The 17,812-nt window shown below is 69.1% G+C and carries 14 protein-coding genes; 7 read left to right on the forward strand and 7 right to left on the reverse strand.

Features of this window, described 5'->3' with window-relative positions; genetic code table 11:
* Positions 1-183: 183 nt before the first annotated feature.
* From tilS to IAE56_RS16935, 3 genes are read left to right on the forward strand one after another with little or no spacing between them, the layout of a single operon-like run.
* Entirely contained in the window at positions 184-1,470 is a 1,287-nt protein-coding gene (gene tilS, locus IAE56_RS16925) for a tRNA lysidine(34) synthetase TilS (protein ID WP_200753318.1), read from the forward strand.
* 36 nt (positions 1,471-1,506) lie between these two features.
* Positions 1,507-1,767: an exodeoxyribonuclease VII small subunit gene (locus IAE56_RS16930; RefSeq protein WP_164073583.1), complete on the forward strand. Its 261-nt coding sequence runs from the start codon at positions 1,507-1,509 to the stop codon at positions 1,765-1,767.
* Positions 1,757-2,635, forward strand: a complete 879-nt coding sequence (locus tag IAE56_RS16935; protein ID WP_108769521.1) for a farnesyl diphosphate synthase — start codon at positions 1,757-1,759, stop codon at positions 2,633-2,635. Before IAE56_RS16930 ends, IAE56_RS16935 begins: the two co-directional genes overlap by 11 nt.
* A gap of 124 nt (positions 2,636-2,759) precedes the next feature.
* On the opposite strand, the gene IAE56_RS16940 is transcribed toward IAE56_RS16935, so the two are convergent.
* On the reverse strand, positions 2,760-3,122 hold the full coding sequence (locus IAE56_RS16940) for a DUF4870 domain-containing protein (protein WP_108769522.1): 363 nt from the start codon (positions 3,120-3,122) through the stop codon (positions 2,760-2,762).
* Between the two features lie 87 nt (positions 3,123-3,209).
* Positions 3,210-4,577 (reverse strand): metalloprotease PmbA, encoded by a 1,368-nt coding sequence (pmbA, locus tag IAE56_RS16945; protein ID WP_200753319.1) that lies wholly within the window; start codon positions 4,575-4,577, stop codon positions 3,210-3,212.
* A 68-nt stretch (positions 4,578-4,645) separates the two neighbouring features.
* Here pmbA and yjgA point away from each other — a divergent pair, with 68 nt between their 5' ends.
* Positions 4,646-5,233 (forward strand): ribosome biogenesis factor YjgA, encoded by a 588-nt coding sequence (gene yjgA, locus IAE56_RS16950; RefSeq protein ID WP_108769524.1) that lies wholly within the window; start codon positions 4,646-4,648, stop codon positions 5,231-5,233.
* Between the two features lie 41 nt (positions 5,234-5,274).
* Here the strand turns inward: yjgA and tldD are convergent, their stop codons facing one another.
* From tldD to IAE56_RS16970, 4 genes are all read right to left on the reverse strand, one after another.
* Complete coding sequence (gene tldD / locus IAE56_RS16955; RefSeq protein WP_200753320.1) at positions 5,275-6,720, reverse strand: metalloprotease TldD; 1,446 nt, start codon at positions 6,718-6,720, stop codon at positions 5,275-5,277.
* Positions 6,721-6,784: 64 nt separating this feature from the next.
* Positions 6,785-10,654 (reverse strand): YhdP family protein, encoded by a 3,870-nt coding sequence (locus tag IAE56_RS16960; protein ID WP_200753321.1) that lies wholly within the window; start codon positions 10,652-10,654, stop codon positions 6,785-6,787.
* A gap of 30 nt (positions 10,655-10,684) precedes the next feature.
* Positions 10,685-12,172: a ribonuclease G gene (rng, locus tag IAE56_RS16965; RefSeq protein ID WP_116864711.1), complete on the reverse strand. Its 1,488-nt coding sequence runs from the start codon at positions 12,170-12,172 to the stop codon at positions 10,685-10,687.
* Positions 12,165-12,773, reverse strand: coding sequence for a Maf family nucleotide pyrophosphatase (locus IAE56_RS16970; protein WP_108769528.1), 609 nt, complete (start codon positions 12,771-12,773; stop codon positions 12,165-12,167). The genes rng and IAE56_RS16970 overlap by 8 nt, the downstream gene beginning before the upstream one ends.
* A 130-nt stretch (positions 12,774-12,903) precedes the next feature.
* Here IAE56_RS16970 and IAE56_RS16975 point away from each other — a divergent pair, with 130 nt between their 5' ends.
* The 3 genes from IAE56_RS16975 to IAE56_RS16985 all read left to right on the forward strand — a co-directional run bounded on the left by IAE56_RS16975 (position 12,904) and on the right by IAE56_RS16985 (position 17,530).
* On the forward strand, positions 12,904-13,641 hold the full coding sequence (locus IAE56_RS16975; RefSeq protein WP_164073578.1) for an SIMPL domain-containing protein: 738 nt from the start codon (positions 12,904-12,906) through the stop codon (positions 13,639-13,641).
* 220 nt (positions 13,642-13,861) lie between these two features.
* Positions 13,862-14,521 carry an energy transducer TonB gene (locus IAE56_RS16980; protein WP_200753322.1) on the forward strand — a complete coding sequence of 220 codons (660 nt, stop codon included), beginning with the start codon at positions 13,862-13,864 and terminating at the stop codon, positions 14,519-14,521.
* Positions 14,522-14,740: 219 nt separating this feature from the next.
* Positions 14,741-17,530, forward strand: a complete 2,790-nt coding sequence (locus IAE56_RS16985) for a TonB-dependent receptor (protein ID WP_200753323.1) — start codon at positions 14,741-14,743, stop codon at positions 17,528-17,530.
* Here the strand turns inward: IAE56_RS16985 and IAE56_RS21170 are convergent.
* The coding region (locus IAE56_RS21170; RefSeq protein WP_234456153.1) for a hypothetical protein at positions 17,523-17,812 on the reverse strand (290 nt) is incomplete at its 5' end. The genes IAE56_RS16985 and IAE56_RS21170 overlap by 8 nt on opposite strands.

The following is a 17,812-nucleotide window of genomic DNA, read 5'->3' on the forward strand; positions in this document are numbered from 1 at the left end:
GCGACCGAGCTTACATGGACGTACTTGCAGCGTCCCCCTCAACCGGACCCAACCCGCCAACCCACGGATAGCCCGCTGTTGCTGTTGCTTCGGCTTCGGCTTCGGCTTCGGCTTCGGCTTCGGCTTCGGCTTCGGCAGGTGCAGGGCGCAGCCCTGCCAGCCCCCCCCCTTATACTTCCCGCCGTGAGTACCTTTCCCACTCTGGTAGCGCTGGAAACCCCGCTGCTCGTCGCCTACAGCGGCGGCCTGGACTCGACCGTGCTGCTGCACTGGCTGCAACGCTGCGCCCACGCCAGCGGCACGCCACTGCGCGCCGTGCACGTGCACCACGGCCTGCAGGCCAGCGCCGATGCCTGGGTGCAGCACTGCCAGCAGCAATGCGATGCGTTGGGCATCGAAATCGCCGTGCATCGCGTGCAGGTCGATACCGCTGCCGGCCTCGGCCTGGAAGCAGCGGCACGTCAGGCGCGACGCGCGGCCTTCGCCGCTGAACTGCGCGACGGCGAATCGCTGGCACTGGCCCAGCACCAGGATGACCAGGCCGAAACGTTTTTACTGCGTGCACTGCGCAGCTCCGGCATCGATGGCCTGGCGGCGATGGCCGTCGACAGCACCCTGCACGACCATCGCCTGTGGCGGCCGCTGCTGCACACCGCACGCGACGCGCTGCGCGACTACGCGCAGACGCATGCCCTGCGCTGGATCGAAGACCCCAGCAACGCACGCGACGATGCCGACCGCAACTTCCTGCGCCTGCACGTGATGCCGCTGCTGCGCCAGCGCTGGCCGCACGCGGCCGCGGCACTGGCCGGCAGCGCCGACCACTGCGCGCAGACCCGCGCGTTGCTGGACGAGGAAGATGCCGAACTGATCGCCCATCTCGAAGTGGCGCCCCGCGTGCTGTCGCTGGAACTGCTGCGTCAGGTGTCGCCCGCGCGCGGTGCACGCGTGCTGCGTGCCTGGGTGCGCGCGCATGGCGCCGCACCGCTGCCGGCCACGGTGCTGCGGCAACTGCAGCAGGAACTGCTGGAAGCATCCAGCGATCGCCAGGCGCAGGTGCGCTGGCAGGATCACGCCATCCAGCAATGGCGTGGCCACGCCTACCTGCTTCCGGCACACCTGCCCGCCCTGCCCGCGGACTGGCAGGCCGCGTGGGATGGCCGTGCGCCGCTGCCGCTGCCCGATGGCGGACAGCTGCGCCTGCTCGGTGGCGCAGCCTTCGACCGGCCCCTGCAGGTGCGTGCGCGGCAGGGTGGCGAACGCATCGCGCTGCCCGGGCGCACCCATTCACACGCGTTGAAGGACTGCCTGCAGCGCGAGCACCTGGCGCCATGGCGGCGTGCGCAGCTGCCGCTGCTGTTCGACGGCGGGCAGCTGCTGGCGGCCGCGGACGTGGTCGTTTCCGCGTCGCTGCAGGCCTGGCTGCAGGACCACGATGCGCAGTTGCAGTGGCGACCGGGCGGCTGGTGAATTGACCCCCGCGCGGCAGCCGTCCACACTTGTCGCATGGCCAAGAAGTCCCCCGAAAACGCCTCCCCCGTTGCCCAGTTCGAGCACTCGCTCGAATCGCTGGAACAACTGGTGGAGCAGATGGAAACCGGCGAGCTGAGCCTGGAAGCTTCGCTCAGTGCTTACGAACGTGGCGTCGGTCTGTACCGCCAGTGCCAGCAGGCGCTGGAGCAGGCCGAACTGCGCGTGCGCCTGCTCAGCGATCCCGCCCAGCCCGAAACCGCAGAACCCTTCGACCCGCCCAGCCATGACGGCTGAAGCGCAGTTCGCCCGCTGGCGCGACCGTATCGAAAGCCAGCTCGACGCCGCCCTGCCCTCGCCAGCCGATGCGCCGCAACGCCTGCACCAGGCAATGCGCTATTCGGTGCTGGGCGGTGGCAAGCGCATGCGCCCGCTGCTGGTGTATGCCAGCGGCCAGCTGTTCGGCGCGCCGCTGGACCAGCTCGATGCCGCCGCCATGGCGGTGGAGATGATCCACGCCTATTCGCTGGTGCATGACGACCTGCCGGCGATGGACGACGACGCCCTGCGCCGCGGCAAGCCCACCACCCATATCGCCTACGACGAGGCCACTGCGATCCTCGCCGGCGATGCCCTGCAGACCCGTGCGTTCGGCCTGCTGGCCGATGCGCCGCTGCCGGCCGCCCTGCGCGTGGCCTGCCTGCAGACCCTGGCCCACGCCTCCGGTGCATCCGGCATGTGCGGCGGCCAGGCGCTGGATATCGATGCCACCGGCCAGCAGCAGTCGCTGGCCGCACTCACCCGCATGCACGCGCTGAAGACCGGCGCATTGATCCGCGCCGCGGTGCGCATGGGTGCGCTGTGTGGCCACGCCCCCGAGGCACGGCTGGCCCAGCTGGATGACTTCGCCGATGCGCTCGGCCTGGCCTTCCAGGTGCGCGATGACATCCTCGATGTCGAAGCCAGTTCCGAGCAGCTGGGCAAGACCGCCGGCAAGGACCAGGCGCAGGACAAGAGCACCTTCCCGGCTCTGCTGGGCATGGACGGTGCCAAGGCGCACCTGCGTGAACTGGCAGCGCGCATGCAGTCGGTGCTGGCCGGCCATGGCGAAGAGGCCGACGCACTGCGTGCGCTGGCGACGCTGGCGGTGGAACGCGATCACTGAGCGAATGCGCTGACGCAGCCGCGCGTCGCGCTCGCCGGGCATGGCCCGGCGCTACCGTACGCGCCCCAAATGGAAACGCCCGGCATTGCCGGGCGCTTCTTTCTGCGTCGTTGATCGTTGCCGCTTATTTGATCAGGCGCAGGGTGAACGGGTAACGGTAGGTTTCGCCGTTGTTGGACTTCACTGCAGCGATGATGCACAGGACCAGGTTGGCCACGTACACGATCGGCATCAGGATGGCGCCGATGATGACGAAGCTGAGGATCACGCAGACCAGCACCGCGATGGCGACGGTGATCTGGAAGTTCAGCGCTTCCTTGGACTGGTCGGTGACGAAGCCCTTGCCGGCGTCATCCTTGTTGATGAGCCAGATGATCAGGGCACCGATGAAACCGGTGAAGATGCCCAGCAGGTGCGCTGCCAGCGCCATGGTGCGCTGGTCGCTCGGCACGCTCGAGGCGGCCGGCACGTTTTCGAAATCGCTCACGACAAAACTCCTTGTTTTTGGGTGGTCTTGACCGCCCGGCAGCACGCCGGTCGCGTCAGGCGCGCATAGCTTACGCCATCAATGGCATCAATCATTACCGGCGACGGTCATCCGCCCGACCAGGATCGAGCCGGTGCGGATGTGCGAGCGCGGGTCGACGTCGCTGCCGACCGCTTCGATGGCGGCAAACATCTCCCGCAGGTTGCCGGCGATGGTGATGCCGTCGACCGGGTACTGGATCTCGCCGTTCTCGACCTTGAAGCCGCCGGCGCCCCGCGAATAATCGCCGGTCACCCCGTTCACGCCCTGCCCCATCAGCTCGGTCACCAGCAGGCCCTGGCCCATCTGCCGGGCGATGTCCTGCAGCGAACCGGCGTTGGCCGCCAGCTGCAGGTTGTGCACGCCGCCGGCATTGGCGGTGGTCTGCAGGCCCAGCTTGCGCGCCGAATAGCTGCCCAGCACGTAGCGCTGCAGCACGCCGTCGCGGACCAGGGCCGAGGCCCGGGTTACCACGCCGTCGCCGTCGAAGGCCGCCGAGCGCAGGCCGCGGCGCAGGTGCGGCAGCTCCTCGATCTGCATCCAGTCCGGGAACAGCTGCTGGCCGACGCTGTCCAGCAGGAAGCTGGCCTGGCGGTACAGGGCACCGCCGGACACCGCCGACAGCAGATGGCCGACCAGGCTGCGCGCCACTTCCGGGGCGAACAGCACCGGCATGCTGCCGGTCGGCAACGAACGCGGCTGCAGGCGGGAAACGGTGCGCTCGGCGGCGCGGCGGCCCACGTGGTCGGCCGCCTCCAGGTCCTCGCGGGCCAGGCCGCCGGTGTACCAGCCGTCGCGCTGCATGCCATCGCCGCTGCCGGCGATCAGGGCGCAGCCCACCGAATGGTGGGTGCCGCGCTCACGGCCGATGAAGCCGTGCGAATTGGCGTAGACCGAGACGCTCTGCATGCTCGACACCGAGGCGCCGTCGGAATTGCTGATCTGCGGGTCGGCCTCGCGGCCGGCCGCTTCGCAGGCCAGGGCCAGGTCCACCGCCTCGTCGGCCTGCAGCGCCCAGGGGTGCCAGCTGTCCAGGTCGGGGAAGTCGCGGGCCATCAGCGCCGCGTCGGCCAGGCCGGCAGCCGGGTCGTCCTCGGTGTGGCGGGCGATCGCGCAGGCCTGCTCGACGGTGGCCGCCAGGCTCGCCTCGTTCAGGTCGGCAGTGCTGGCGCTGCCCTTGCGCTGGCCGAAGTAGACGGTCACGGCGATGCCGCGGTCGCGGGTGGACTGCACGGTCTCGACCTCGCCGAGACGGACGTTCACTTCCATCCCGCGGTCTTCGCTGCAGCTCACTTCGGCCTGGCTGGCGCCCAGCGCGCGGGCGCGCTCCAGCAGCTGCTGGGAAAGGTCGGCCAAGCGTTCCAGACGGGCCGGGCTGTCGTCGCCGACGGCCACTTCAGGGGCGATCACGTTCAATGCTTTATCCTGTGCGGGTTGGGCCCGGCATCACGCCGGGCGACTTTTTTTGAAATCAGGTATGGACGATGCGCGGACGCGACGAAGAAACCGGTGAATTCCACGACAAGAGCCGCAGCCAGAACCGGCGCGACGCGCTCGATGTCCTGGCCTTGGGCGAGAAGCTGGTGTCGCTGACCCCGGCCCAGCTGGCGCGCCTGCCGGTGCCGGAAGACCTGCTGCCGCATATCGCCGAGTGCAAGCGGATCACCGCCCACATCGCCCACAAGCGCCAGCTGGCGTTCCTGGCCAAGCACATGCGCCGCGAGGAAGACGCCACGCTGGACGCGATCCGCGATGCGTTGGACGCCAACAGCGAAACCGGCCGCCGCGAAGTGGCGATGATGCACCGCGCCGAGGACTGGCGCGAGCGCCTGCTGGCCGACGGCGACAAGGCGCTGGGTGCCCTTCTCGACGAGTACCCGCAGGCCGACCGCCAGCAGCTGCGTACGCTGGTGCGCAACGCCCAGGCCGAAAAGGCCAAGAACAAGCCGCCGCGCGCCTACCGCGAGATCTTCCAGGTGCTGCGCACGCTGATGCTGCCGGCGGCGCTGGGCCTGAAGGCCGCGGCCGATGAGGCCGACGACGTCGAGACCGACGAAGCCGACGAGGACTGAGTCCCCGCCGGCCCGGGCGGTGGCGCTGGCCATCGCCCGGCTCAGGCCTGGGTACCGCCGACGGTGATGCCTTCGATCAGCAGCGAGGGCTGGCCCACGCCCACCGGCACGCTCTGGCCATCCTTGCCGCAGATGCCGACGCCCTCGTCCAGGGCCAGGTCGTTGCCGACCATGCGCACCTTCTGCATGGTTTCCGGGCCGTTGCCGATCAGGGTCGCGCCCTTCACCGGTGCGGTGATCCGGCCATCCTCGATCAGGTAGGCCTCGGTGGCCGAGAACACGTACTTGCCGCTGGTGATGTCGACCTGGCCACCACCGAAGTTGACCGCATACAGGCCCTTCTTCACCGAGCGGATCATTTCCTGCGGATCGTGCTCGCCGGCACGCATGTAGGTGTTGGTCATGCGCGGCATGGTCAGGTGCGCGAACGACTCGCGACGGCCGTTGCCGGTCGGCGCCACGCCCATCAGGCGCGCATTGAGGCTGTCCTGCATGTAGCCGACCAGGATGCCGTCCTCGATCAGCGTGGTGCACTGGCTCGGGTGGCCCTCGTCATCAATGTTGAGCGAGCCGCGGCGCCCGTCCAGGGTGCCGTCATCGACGATGGTCACGCCCGGGGCGGCCACGCGTTCGCCGATGCGGCCGGCGTAGACACTGGTGCCCTTGCGGTTGAAGTCACCTTCCAGGCCGTGGCCCACGGCTTCATGCAGCAGCACGCCGGGCCAGCCCGGGCCGAGCACCACCGGCATCACGCCGGCCGGGGCCGGTACGGCTTCGAGGTTCACCAGCGCCTGGCGCAGGGCCTCGCGGGCGAAGGCTTCGGGGCGGCCATCGGCGAACAGTTCGGCATAGCCATAGCGGCCACCGCCGCCGGCATAGCCCGATTCACGGCGGCCGTTCTGCTCGACGATCACCTGCACGTTCAGCCGCACCAGCGGGCGCACGTCGGCACCCAGCACGCCGTCGGTGCGGGCCACCAGCACGGTGTCGACGCCACCGGACAGGCTCACCATCACCTGCTTCACCCGCGGGTCGGCGGCACGCAGATAGCCGTCCAGGCGCTTGAGCACCTCGACCTTGGCCTCGTTGCCCAGGCTGTCGATCGGGTCCAGGGTCGGGTACAGCGCGCGCGCATTGCCGCGCAGCAGCGAACGCCCGGCCTGGGCGCCGCCTTCGCGCGAGATCGCGCGGGCCGACTGCGCGGCGGTCAGCAGCGCGTCGGCATGGATGTCATCGGAATAGGCGAAGCCGGTCTTCTCGCCGGCGATGGCGCGCACGCCCACGCCCTGCTCGATGGAGTGGGCGCCATCCTTGACGATGCCGTCTTCCACGCTCCAGCTTTCACGCCGGGCATGCTGGAAATACAGGTCGCCGAAGTCCACGCCGGGGCCGAGCAGCTGGCCGAAGGTGCGCTCCAGGCCGGCGGTATCCAGGCCGCCGGGGCGCAGCAGGCGGTCCTGGGCAAGCGTCAGTGCGTTATCAGTCATGGTCTCGATCTGGGGGTCTGGAGGCGGCCAGGCAAGGCCGCCGGATGAACAGGGGCCGCGACGCTCAACGCGGGCGCGGCTGGTCGGTGACGGTCGGCGGCACGGACGGAGCCGGTGCAGGCGCGCGCGGCGGGGCCGGGGTCCGGTCACGGCTGCGCTCGATCACCTCCACCTTCGGCTCCTTCCAGGGGCCGGTCACCCGGTAGGTACGGGCGCCGATCTCGCCGAGTGGCTTGGACAATACCGCATTGGTGGCCGCACCCAGCGCCGCGCCCACCGGCCCACCGGCCACCGCGCCGACCACGGTCAGCAGGTTGCCCGCGCGCGGGTTGACGTCGATGGTCTGGTCGAACTGCTGCTGGCGCAGGTCGGTCTGGCCACGGATGGTGATGTTGGCGGCCGGGCCTTCGATCAGCACCTTGTCGGTGCGCGCCATGCCGTCGGCGAACTGCATGCCGCCTTCGATGTGGTTGAAGGCGAAGCCCTTGGAGAAGAAATCGCGGAAATCGAACATCAGGCGACGCGGCAGCTGGGCCACGCTGAGCAGGCCGAGCACGCGGCCCGCGCCGGGATCCAGTTCCAGCAGCTGGCCGTTGCGCGCATCGATGTCGAGCGTGCCCTGCAGGTTGCCCAGCTGGAAATCCGACGGCCCGCCCGCCCAGGCCGCCTGCAGCTGCGCCTGGCCGGAACCACCGCGCAGCTGGCCGGCGTAGTCCAGGTTCTGCATCAGCCCGCCCAGATCTTCACTGCGCACCTTCGCGGTCAGTTCGGTGCGCGCGCCGGCGCCCTTGCCCAGCCAGCGGCCGGTGATGTCGATCTCCTGCTCCGGGGCGCGGAAGCGCAGCTCGTCCACGCTCAGCCCGTTGCCCAGCGGGCGCGTGCGCAGCACCGCCTGGCCCAGCATCACCTTGCCGAATTTCAGGTCGGCGATGTCCAGGGCGAACGGCGGCAGCTTGGCCGGATCCATGTCATCGGCACCGGTCTGCGGACGCGACGCCGCCACTGCGGTGTCAGCCCCCGGCGCGGCCGGCGGCGCCTGCCAGTGCACGCGGTCGAGCTGGCCGCTGATGGTGCCGCCATCGGCATTGGGCACGCTCAGGTGGCCGGCCAGCGAAGGGCCGTCCAGGCGCACGTCCAGCGCCTGCGCGCCCGGCCGCAGCTGCAGCCGCGTCTGTTCGAAGATGCCGCCGATCAGCATCAGCCTGCCGACCTGCACGTCCACCGCGCGCAGCGGCATGGGGTCGCCATCGCCACCGGCGCCACGGGCCAGGCCGATCCACTCCAGCGCATCCAGGGTCGGGCTGCGGCCGTTGATGGCCAGCCCGCTGGGCGGCGGGTCGCGGTCCACGCGGTCGCTGCCCATCGTGACCTGCACGCCGGTCTGGCTGTTGTGGGTGCGCGCGGCCAGGGCCAGGCGCTGGCCGAACGCTACGTCGATGCGGCCATCGCCCATCGGCAGCTGTGCCGACACGGTGGTCGCCAGCGCATCAGCGGCCGGCTTGTCCAGCGGCGCCGGCAGGTCCAGGCGGGTGCCGACCAGGTCCGAATGCAGGCGCAGCTCGCTGGGCGGGGCCGGCGCACCGGGCGCCACCTTGGGCAGGTTGACGGCGACGGTCCAGGCCGAGGTGCCCTCCAGATAGGGTTTCAGCCAGGCCATTTCCGGCGCACGGTCGATCAGCACCTTGGCATCCAGGTGTGCGGCCAGTTCCGATTCAAAGGCCAGCGCCGGATTGCGCACATAGCCACCGGCACGCAGGCTCAGGCGACCGTCCTGGCCGAGGTGGCGCACGGCCAGCTCCTCGGCGGCGAAGCCACCGCTGCCGTAGCGGGCCTGGCCCTGCATGGCGTCGAATTCCAGATCGAAGCGCTTGTCCACCAGCTTCACACCGGCCAGGTCCACCGTGCCCTGCAGGTGCCCGCCGCCTTCATCGTGGTGCAGCGGCTGCAGCAGGTCGAAGTGCACGTTGGCCGGGCCGCTGGCGACCAGGTTGTCGAGGGTGTCGCCGTAGTCCTTGTGCAGGCCACTCTGCCGCAGCATCGCCAACAGGCGCCCCGCCTCGCTCTGGCTGTCGGCACGCACGTACAGCGGCGCATGGCCGAAATCTTCGATGCCGGCCTCGAACTTCTGCACCGCCACGCCAGCGAGGTCACCGCGGCCCTGCATGTGGAAGCCCGGCCCGATGAAGGCGATATCGGCGTCGACCTGGCCCATCAGCGGCCAGTCGTGCTGGAAGCGGATGTCGCCGTTGCTGATGTGGCCGGTGGCCTCGAAGCGGCCATCGTTGTTGTCGAACGGCCAATCGTCGAGGTCGCCGCTGACCAGGCCGATGCCGCCGCGCACCTGGCCACCCACCAAGGCCGCATCCAGCCAGTCGGTGGCGCCCTTGCTCATCTTCGAATGGATCCAGAACCGCTTGGCGGCGGTCATCGGCACGTCGTCCAGCTTGGCCGCCAGCTGCAGCCACGGGCGCGTGCCGTCGCCCTGGAACCAGACGCCGCCACGCACGTCGGCCGCATAGTTGGTGCCTTCCACGCGCATCGCCGGGGTGCCGATGCGCCAGCCACCGGCTTCGTCACGCCAGCCGACGATCTGCCCGGCCAGGTGCAGGTCGTGGCGCTCGCCGAAACCGGTCGGCCAGTCGAACTGCAGCTCCTGCTGCGGCTTCAGCTGCAGGCTGAAGCCATCGGCATCGCCTTCGAAACGGCCGCCCAGGCCACGCACGCCGGGGGCATCGCCGACGCTGGCAAAGCCCAGCGCCTGCAGTTCGCCCTGCGCCCACAACGGGCCGTCGCGCTCGCCCTGCAGCTGCAGCGACTGCACGTCCAGCTGCGGCTTGGACAGGTACAGCCAGCGGCGCAGGCCCGGCTCCAGGCGGTCGCTCAGGGCCAGCGCGCGCAGCGCGGTACCCGCCTGCACCTGCCCGCTGCTGATCCGCAGCTGCCTGCCCACCTGTACCTGCAGGCCATCGAGCTGTTGTTCGTCCGGCCCGCTCTGCAGGCGCAGGCGCGGCACCTGCAGCGCCCAGCCATCGCCCTGGCGCTGCCAGCGCAGGCGCGCCTGCACGCGCTGCAGCTGCAGGCCCGGCGTGGTCAGTCCCTGCAGCGGCGCGCCGTCGACGCGGACCTCGCGCAGGTCCGAATCGGTGGTCAGGGCCACCGGCGCGAAATCGCGCAGGACCAGCCACAGGTTGAGTTCGCCCTTGCCTTCGCGCAGGCGCAGGCCGCCGGCCGCCAGCAACGGCGACCAGGCGTTGAAATCGACGGGATCCGCGCCCAGCCATGCCTGGCCGTTGCCGTGGCGGCGGTCCAGGTCCAGCACCGCGGTCAGCGGCAGCGCGTCGGTCTGTGCCCAGGCGCGCACGCCCACCCGCAGGCGGTCGCCATCCACGCGCAGGCGCAGGTCGATGCGCGGCAGCGTGGCATCCACGCCGAGGCCGGGCGCATGCACGCCGAGGCGGCCGCCGATCACCTGCAGTTCGCCCAGCCGGCGCAGCGCATCCAGCGGATCACCGCCGCTGCTGGACTGCGGCAGGCCACGTACCGACCAGCGGCCATCACTGCCCTGCTGCAGGTCCAGGGCCAGGCCGCGCAGGCGCAGCTCGGTCAGCGAACGGCCCGGCAGCAGGCCGCTGTACATCGACACCAGCACCTCGGCCTCGCCGATCGCCAGGCCCTGCCCCGCGCCGATGCGCAGGCCCTTGAGCTGCAGCAGCGGGCCGCGCCGGGTCCAGGCGGTGTCCAGTTGTTCAAAATGCACCGGTTGCCCGGCGCGCTCACTCAGCCACGCGGCGATCGCCTGGGGGTGACGCTCGGCCAGCGGCAGCAGCTGGCTGAGCGTACCCACCAGCAGCGCAAGCACGACCAGGCCGACCGCGCAGGCAGCAACGAAATGACGGCGGATCCTTCGCAGTCGCAGGCGCGGCGGCGCGCTCATCGGCCCCGACCGGCGCCCGGTCCGCGCGGCTCAGAGCAGAACGACATCGAACTGCTCCTGCAGGTACTGCTCATCGGCCTGGAAGCGGATGCTCTTGCCGAGGAATTCCTCCAGCTCGGCCACCGCCGCCGATTCCTCGTCGGTGATGCGCGCCACGACCTTGGTCGAGGCGATCACCAGCAGGCGCGCCGCCTCGAACTGGCGCACGGCGCGGGTGATCTCGCGGAAGATCTCGTAGGTCACCGTCTCGGTGGTCTTGATCGAGCCACGCCCGCTGCACTGCGGGCAGGTTTCGGACAGCTGCCGCTCCAGGCTTTCCACCGTGCGCTTGCGGGTCATCTCGACCAGGCCCAGCGGCGAGAAGTCGTACACCGTGGTCTTGGCGTGGTCGCGGGCCAGGGCTTTCTCAAGCGTGCGCAGCACCTGGCGGCGGTGCTCGGGATCATCCATGTCGATGAAATCGATGATGATGATGCCGCCGAGGTTGCGCAGCCGCAGCTGCCTGGCCACCGCCTGCGCGGCCTCCAGGTTGGTGCGGAACACGGTTTCTTCCAGGTTGCGCTGGCCGACGAACGAACCGGTGTTCACGTCGATGGTGGTCATCGCCTCGGTCTGGTCGATGACCAGGTAGCCACCGGACTTCAGCGGCACCTGCTTGTCCAGCGCGCGACCGATCTCGTCCTCGACGCCGAACATGTCGAAGATCGGCCGGTCACCCGAATACAGCTCCAGCTTCTCGGCCAGCACCGGCATGTACTTGGCCACGAAGGCCTGCAGCTGGGCGAAGGTCTCCTTCGAATCGACCTTCACCTTGTCCACGTCCTTGCGGATCAGGTCGCGCACCGAACGCAGCGGCAGGCTCAGGTCTTCATAGATGTTGCTGCACGAGGGCGCCTCGCGGCCGCGGCGCTCGACCACGTTCCAGACGCGCGACAGGTAGGCCACGTCCTCGGCGATGGCTTCGGCCGGCTGGCCTTCGGCATTGGTGCGCACGATGTAGCCGTAGCCGCCGTGCTGGGCCGACAGTTCGGTCACCAGCGCCTTCAGCCGTGCACGCTCGCCTTCATCCTCGATGCGCGCCGACACGCCCACCACCTTGGACTGCGGCAGCAGCACCATGTAGCGCGAGGGAATGCTGATCTGCGTGGTCAGGCGCGCGCCCTTGGTGCCGATCGGGTCCTTCACCACCTGCACCACGATGTCCTGGCCGTCGCGCAGCAGCTCGACGATGGGCACGCTGGACGGCGGCGGCAGGGTGGTGTTCTCGGTATCGGCGCTGGCCACCGGGGCCGGCCGGATCACGTCGTTGGCATGCAGGAACGCCGCGCGCTCCAGGCCGACCTCGACGAAGGCCGCCTGCATGCCGGGCATCACCCGCTGCACCTTGCCCTTGTAGATGTTGCCGACCACGCCGCGGCGCCAGCCGCGTTCGATGTGCAGCTCCTGCAGCATGCCGTTTTCGATCACCGCGACCCGGGTCTCGCGCGGGGTCACATTGACCAGGATTTCCTCAGACATCGGCAGCCTCCCTGGCGGCATCGGCAATGGGGGCCGGCACGCCGCAGCGCGCCAGCAGACGATCGGTATGAAGCAGCGGCAACCCCATCACGCCGGAGTAGCTGCCGGAAAGGTGTTCGATCCAGCGCTCGGCCCCGCCCTGGATGGCGTAGGCGCCGGCCTTGTCCAGCGGCTCGCCGGTGGCCACGTAGGCGGCGATGTCCGCCGCGCTGATCGGGGCGAAGGTGACCTCGGAGACGACCAGCTCGCTGTCCAGCCCGCCAGCGCCCACCACCACCACGGCGGTCATCACCTGGTGGGTGCGCCCGGCCAGCCGCGCCAGCATCGCCCGCGCGTCGGCCGCATCGGCCGGCTTGCCGAACACCTCGCCGTCCAGCACGACCTCGGTGTCCGAGCCCAGCACCCGCGCCTGCGGGTCCGTGGCCAGCACCGCGGCGAGGCCGGCGCGCGCCTTGTCGGCCGCGACGCGGCATACATAGGCTTCGGCACTTTCGGCAGCCGCACGCACCTCGGGCACCTCCAGGTCGAGGGCCTGGAAGGGGCGTCCGAGTCGGGCCAGCAGCTGGTTGCGTCGGGGGGAGCGGGAAGCAAGATAGAGCATCGGCACAGCATAACCTGAGGGCACTGCCTGAATCGTCGGCAACCCCGCCCGATGCGCGTCCAACCCCGAACGGACTCACAGCGCGTTCATCGCTACGACACCACCCTCACCGCCACAACAAGGAGATCCCATGCGCCGCACCGCCACCCCGCTGCTGCTTGCCCTGTCCCTCGCTCTTGGAGCCTCGATGACCGCCCACGCCGCCCCGTCGTCGCCGTCGATCGCCGCCCCGGCCGAAGGCACCCTGCTGAACATCTCGGCGAATGCCGAAGCCACCCGCGTGCCGGACGTGGCCACCCTGTCGGCCGGTGTCGTCACCCAGGCCGCAGACGGCAACAGCGCCATGCGCGAGAACGCCCAGCAGATGGACAAGGTGCTGGCCGCGATCAAGGCCGCCGGCATCGCCGAGCGCGACGTGCAGACCAGCGGCGTCAGCCTCAACCCGCAGTACCGCTACGCCGACAACGAGGCGCCGAAGATCACCGGCTACCAGGCCAGCAACACCGTCAGCCTGAAGGTGCGCGACATCGCCAAGCTGGGCAAGGTGCTCGACGCCCTGGCCGCGCAGGGCGCCAACCAGATCAACGGCCCGCAGTTCGAGATCGACCAGCCCGAGCCGGTCTATGACGAAGCCCGCCTGGCCGCGCTGAAGAAGGCCCAGGCCCGCGCCCAGACCTATGCGAAGTCGCTGGGCCTGCAGGTGCGCCGCATCGTCAGCATCTCCGAGAACAGCAATGGCGGCTTCCGCCCGATGCCGATGATGCGGGCCATGGCCGCCGGTGCGGCGATGGACAAGGCCACCCCGGTGGCGCCGGGTGAATCGACCGTGTCGGTGAACCTGGACGTGGTGTTCGAACTGGGGCGCTGACGGGTAGCGCGGGGCCATGCCCCGCGAGCGCAGCGGCGCGGCCTCTTCCGCCGGGCATGGCCCGGCGCTACCGGTTCATGAAGCCCAGCCCAACGGCGTCGCCCCTGCCTCTAGGCAGTGGCCGGGGGGCGGCGCTAATGATTGACTGCCAGCCGCGTGCGGCAACCCCGATGGCGGCCCTGGTGCGTTGAGGACTTCGTCACTGGCATGGAGGTGGACCATGGTTCGTACGTATCCCGTTGTACCGCTGCAGTTCGATCCCGCCCGCGTCGCCGCCTGGAGCGCGGCCATCGCCCTGCACCTGCTGGCCTTCCTGTTGCTGCTGATCCCGGCAACCTACCAGGCCATCACCGCCCTGCCCCGCGACACCACCGAGGTCAGGTTGATCCCCAAGGAGCAGCCAAAGCCGCCCGAGCCGTTGCCGGTGGAGCCGAAGCAGGAAGTCGCCAAGGTTGTGCCCAAGCCGCAGGCCGCGCCGACCGTGGTCCCGCCGCTGCCGGCCCCGACCGCAACGCTGGAAGAAGCCCAGGGCATCATCCTGCCCGCAGCCGAACCGGCCCCCGTGCAGGCAGCACCAAGCCTGGCGCCGTCCACGCCGATGGCCGGGGTGCAGCTGCAGTACCGCAGCGCGCCGCCGCCGGCCTATCCGGTCCCGGCGCTGCGCAACCACGAACAGGGCACCGTCCTGCTGCGGGTCGAGGTGGATACCAGCGGCAAGCCGGTGAACGTCAGCATCGAGCGCAGCAGCGGCTCGCGCAGCCTGGACCAGGCCGCCCGCCAGCAGGTGCTCCGCCAGTGGCGGTTCGTCCCGGCCGAGCGTGACGGTGTGGCCGTGCCGGCCATCGGCATGGTGCCGGTGCAGTTCTCCCTGCCCGACTGAAGCCCCCGGCGGTCCGGCGCCATGCCGGGCCGCCCCTTTTCCCCGTTTGTCCCCCGTCAAGAGCCGTTCGCGCCAAAACATTTCGCTTTGGTCGAAAGATCGTTACGAATTCAGTAAAACTTCACAGCTTCGTCACCTGCCAGAAACCTAGATTGACGCGTCCCGGTACACACCGGATGACGCCCTCAATGCTCGAGTTTTCCAGTCAGGAGAGAAGCTGTGAAACACCCGATCCAACGGCCCGCCAGCCGCCGCCAAAACCACCTGGCAACTTCCATCACCCATATCCTCGCTGGCGGCACTCTGCTGCTGGCCGGCGCCGCGGTCTCCTCCTCTGCCTTCGCACAGGAACAGGCCACCAACCTTGACCGCATCACGGTCACCGGTTCCAACATCCCGCGCACCAACACCGAGACCCCGTCTCCGGTGCAGGTGGTGACCCGCCAGGAAATCGACCGCACCGGCAAGACCACGGTCGCCGAGTACCTGCAGACGCTCACCGCCGATGGCGCCGGCTCCATTCCCAAGACCTTCGGCAACGGCTTCGCCGGTGGCGGCGCGGGCATTTCGCTGCGCGGCCTCGGTGCTGGCTCGACGCTGGTGCTGTTGAACGGCCGCCGCATGGCGACCTACGGCCTGGCCGATGACGGCCAGAAGGTGTTCACCGACCTCAGCACCATCCCGCTTGACGCCGTCGAGCGCGTGGAAGTGCTGAAGGACGGCGCGTCGGCCATCTACGGTTCCGATGCGATCGCTGGCGTGGTCAACATCATCCTGCGCAGCGACTTCCAGGGCGCGATCCTGCGCGGTTCGTACGGCGTGTCCGGCGATGGCGACGGTGATGCCAAGAAGGCCACCCTGACCGCCGGTACCGGCGACCTCGCCAGCGACGGCTGGAACGCGTTCTTCAGCCTGGACGTCGGCAAGACCGACAGCATCCAGATCAGCGACCGCAAGAACCGCAAGTGGATCGGCACCGGCGATATCCGTCGCTGGGGCTATGACGCCGCTGACGCGCAGTTCCTCGGTGGCGCCTACCTGTCCGGCGGCACTGCCGGCGGCACCGGCCCGAACGGCTCGGTGTTCAACAACGCCGGCCAGCTGGTTGCGCTGCCGGGGTGCGCGGGCGTGACCACGATTCCGGGCCAGACCGATGCCACCGCCCAGGCACAGGGCTGCCTGTGGGATCCGGCACAGCTGTACCGTGACCTGACCCCGGAAGAGAAGTACGTCAACGTGTTCGGCCGTGCCAGCTTCGCCTTCGGTGAAGGCGGCGAGGTCTACACCGAGATCGGCTACTCGAAGAAGGAAACCATCTTCAGCAATACGCCGTCCGGCGTGTCCGGCGGCTGGGGTTACCCGGGCGGCCCGGTCAACGCCAACAGCGGCGCCGGTGCGACCATGCTCTACGCCGGCCACCCGGACAATCCGCTGCCCTACGCTGCGCGCCTGCGCTACAGCGCCTGGGACGTCGGCCCGCGCGTGACCAACAACACCAACGAGTTCAACCGCTTCCTGGTGGGCGTCAAGGGCAACTGGGGTGAGTGGAGCTACGACACCGCCTACCTGCACTCGGGCACCGACCTGGTCAACAAGCGCACCGGCTTCCTGAACTATGACGCCGTGCGCTGCGTGCTGGGCAACCCGGCCTGTCCGTATGGCACCTGGCGCATCGGTGACAACGCGTCGCTGACCCCGCAGTCGGTCTACGACGCGATCAGCCCGACCATCAGCGCCCGCGCCAAGTCCAGCCTGGACATGTTCGACTTCACCATCTCGCGCAGCCTGATGGACCTGAAGGGCGGCCCGCTGGGCCTGGCCTTCGGTACCGAGTGGCGCAAGACCAGCAACAGCCTGACCCCGCAGACCTTCACCGACGTCGGCCAGATCATCGGCCTGGGCTACTCGGCCTATGACGGCACCCAGAACGTGTACGCCGGCTACGCCGAACTGTCCGCACCGGTGCTGGAATCGTTGGAACTGTCGGGCGCCGTGCGTTACGACAAGTACGAGAGCGGTGAAGGCAAGGCCACGCCGAAGCTGGGCGTGAAGTGGACCCCGGCCGACTGGATCGCCCTGCGCGCCAGCTACGCCGAAGGCTTCCGCGCGCCGAACCCGGCCGAGAACGGTGACGGTGGCCTGGCCGCCTTCTCCAACGCCCGCGATCCGGTGCGCTGCGCCATCGATCCGGCCAACGAGTGCACCGCGCGCTCGGTGGCGATCATCACCCGCCCGAACAAGGACCTGAAGCCGGAAGAGTCCAAGAGCTACTCGGTGGGTATCGTGCTGCAGCCGACCTCCACCACCTCGCTGACCGTTGACGCCTGGGAAATCAAGCGCACCAACGAAATCGCACAGGGCAGCACCGCCGATGCGATCGCCGCCGGCAACGTCCTGCGCGATTCCAACAACATCGGTGGCGTGGCCAACAGCGGCACGATCCTGGCGGTCAACACCGCGTACGTGAACGCCAACTCCTCGCGTGTCCGCGGTATCGACACCGACGTGCGCCAGACCTTCGACTTCGGCGCCGGCCAGCTGGAAATGGACCTGCAGTGGAGCCACATCCTGAAGTTCGAACGTACCGAGGGTGACACCACCGTCGATTACGTCGGCACCCACGGCAACTGCGACGTGACCAACTGCATCGGTACGCCGCAGGACAAGATCAACTTCGGCACCACCTGGAAGCAGGGTCCGTGGAGCGTCAGCGGTGTGGTGAACTACATCGACAGCATGGAGAACAAGGACCGCCGCGGTGGCGACTACCTGGCCTTCTATGAAGACGGTTCGCCGGTGGAGAAGATCTCCTCCTTCACCACCTTCGACCTGTCCGGCCGCTGGAACATCACCGAAGCCTTCGAACTGAACGCCTCCGTGCAGAACGTGTTCGACCGCATCGCTCCGCTCGACCCCAGCACCTACGGTGCGGTCAACTACAACCCGCTGCACTTCAGCGGTGCGATTGGCCGTTACTTCACCGTCGGCGCCAAGTACACCTTCAAGTAATCGAAGGCGCGTCACCTGCAAAGGCCCGGGCATCTGCCCGGGCCTTTGCTTTTGCCGGAACGGCAGCGCCAAGCCCATGCCCGGCTGCTTCACCTTGTAGAGTCGAGCCATGCTCGACTGCTTCACCTTGTAGAGTCGAGCCATGCTCGACTGACGCTGCTCTACAGGAATTCCAGCGCCTGACAATCGACGCAAAAAAAACCCGCATCTCGCGATGCGGGTTTTCAAAGGTGGCGCCCGAAGTTGGACTCGAACCAACGACCCCCTGATTAACAGTCAAGT

The sequence above is a fragment of the Stenotrophomonas sp. S41 genome (assembly GCF_016624625.1).
Classification (GTDB): Bacteria; Pseudomonadota; Gammaproteobacteria; order Xanthomonadales; family Xanthomonadaceae; genus Stenotrophomonas.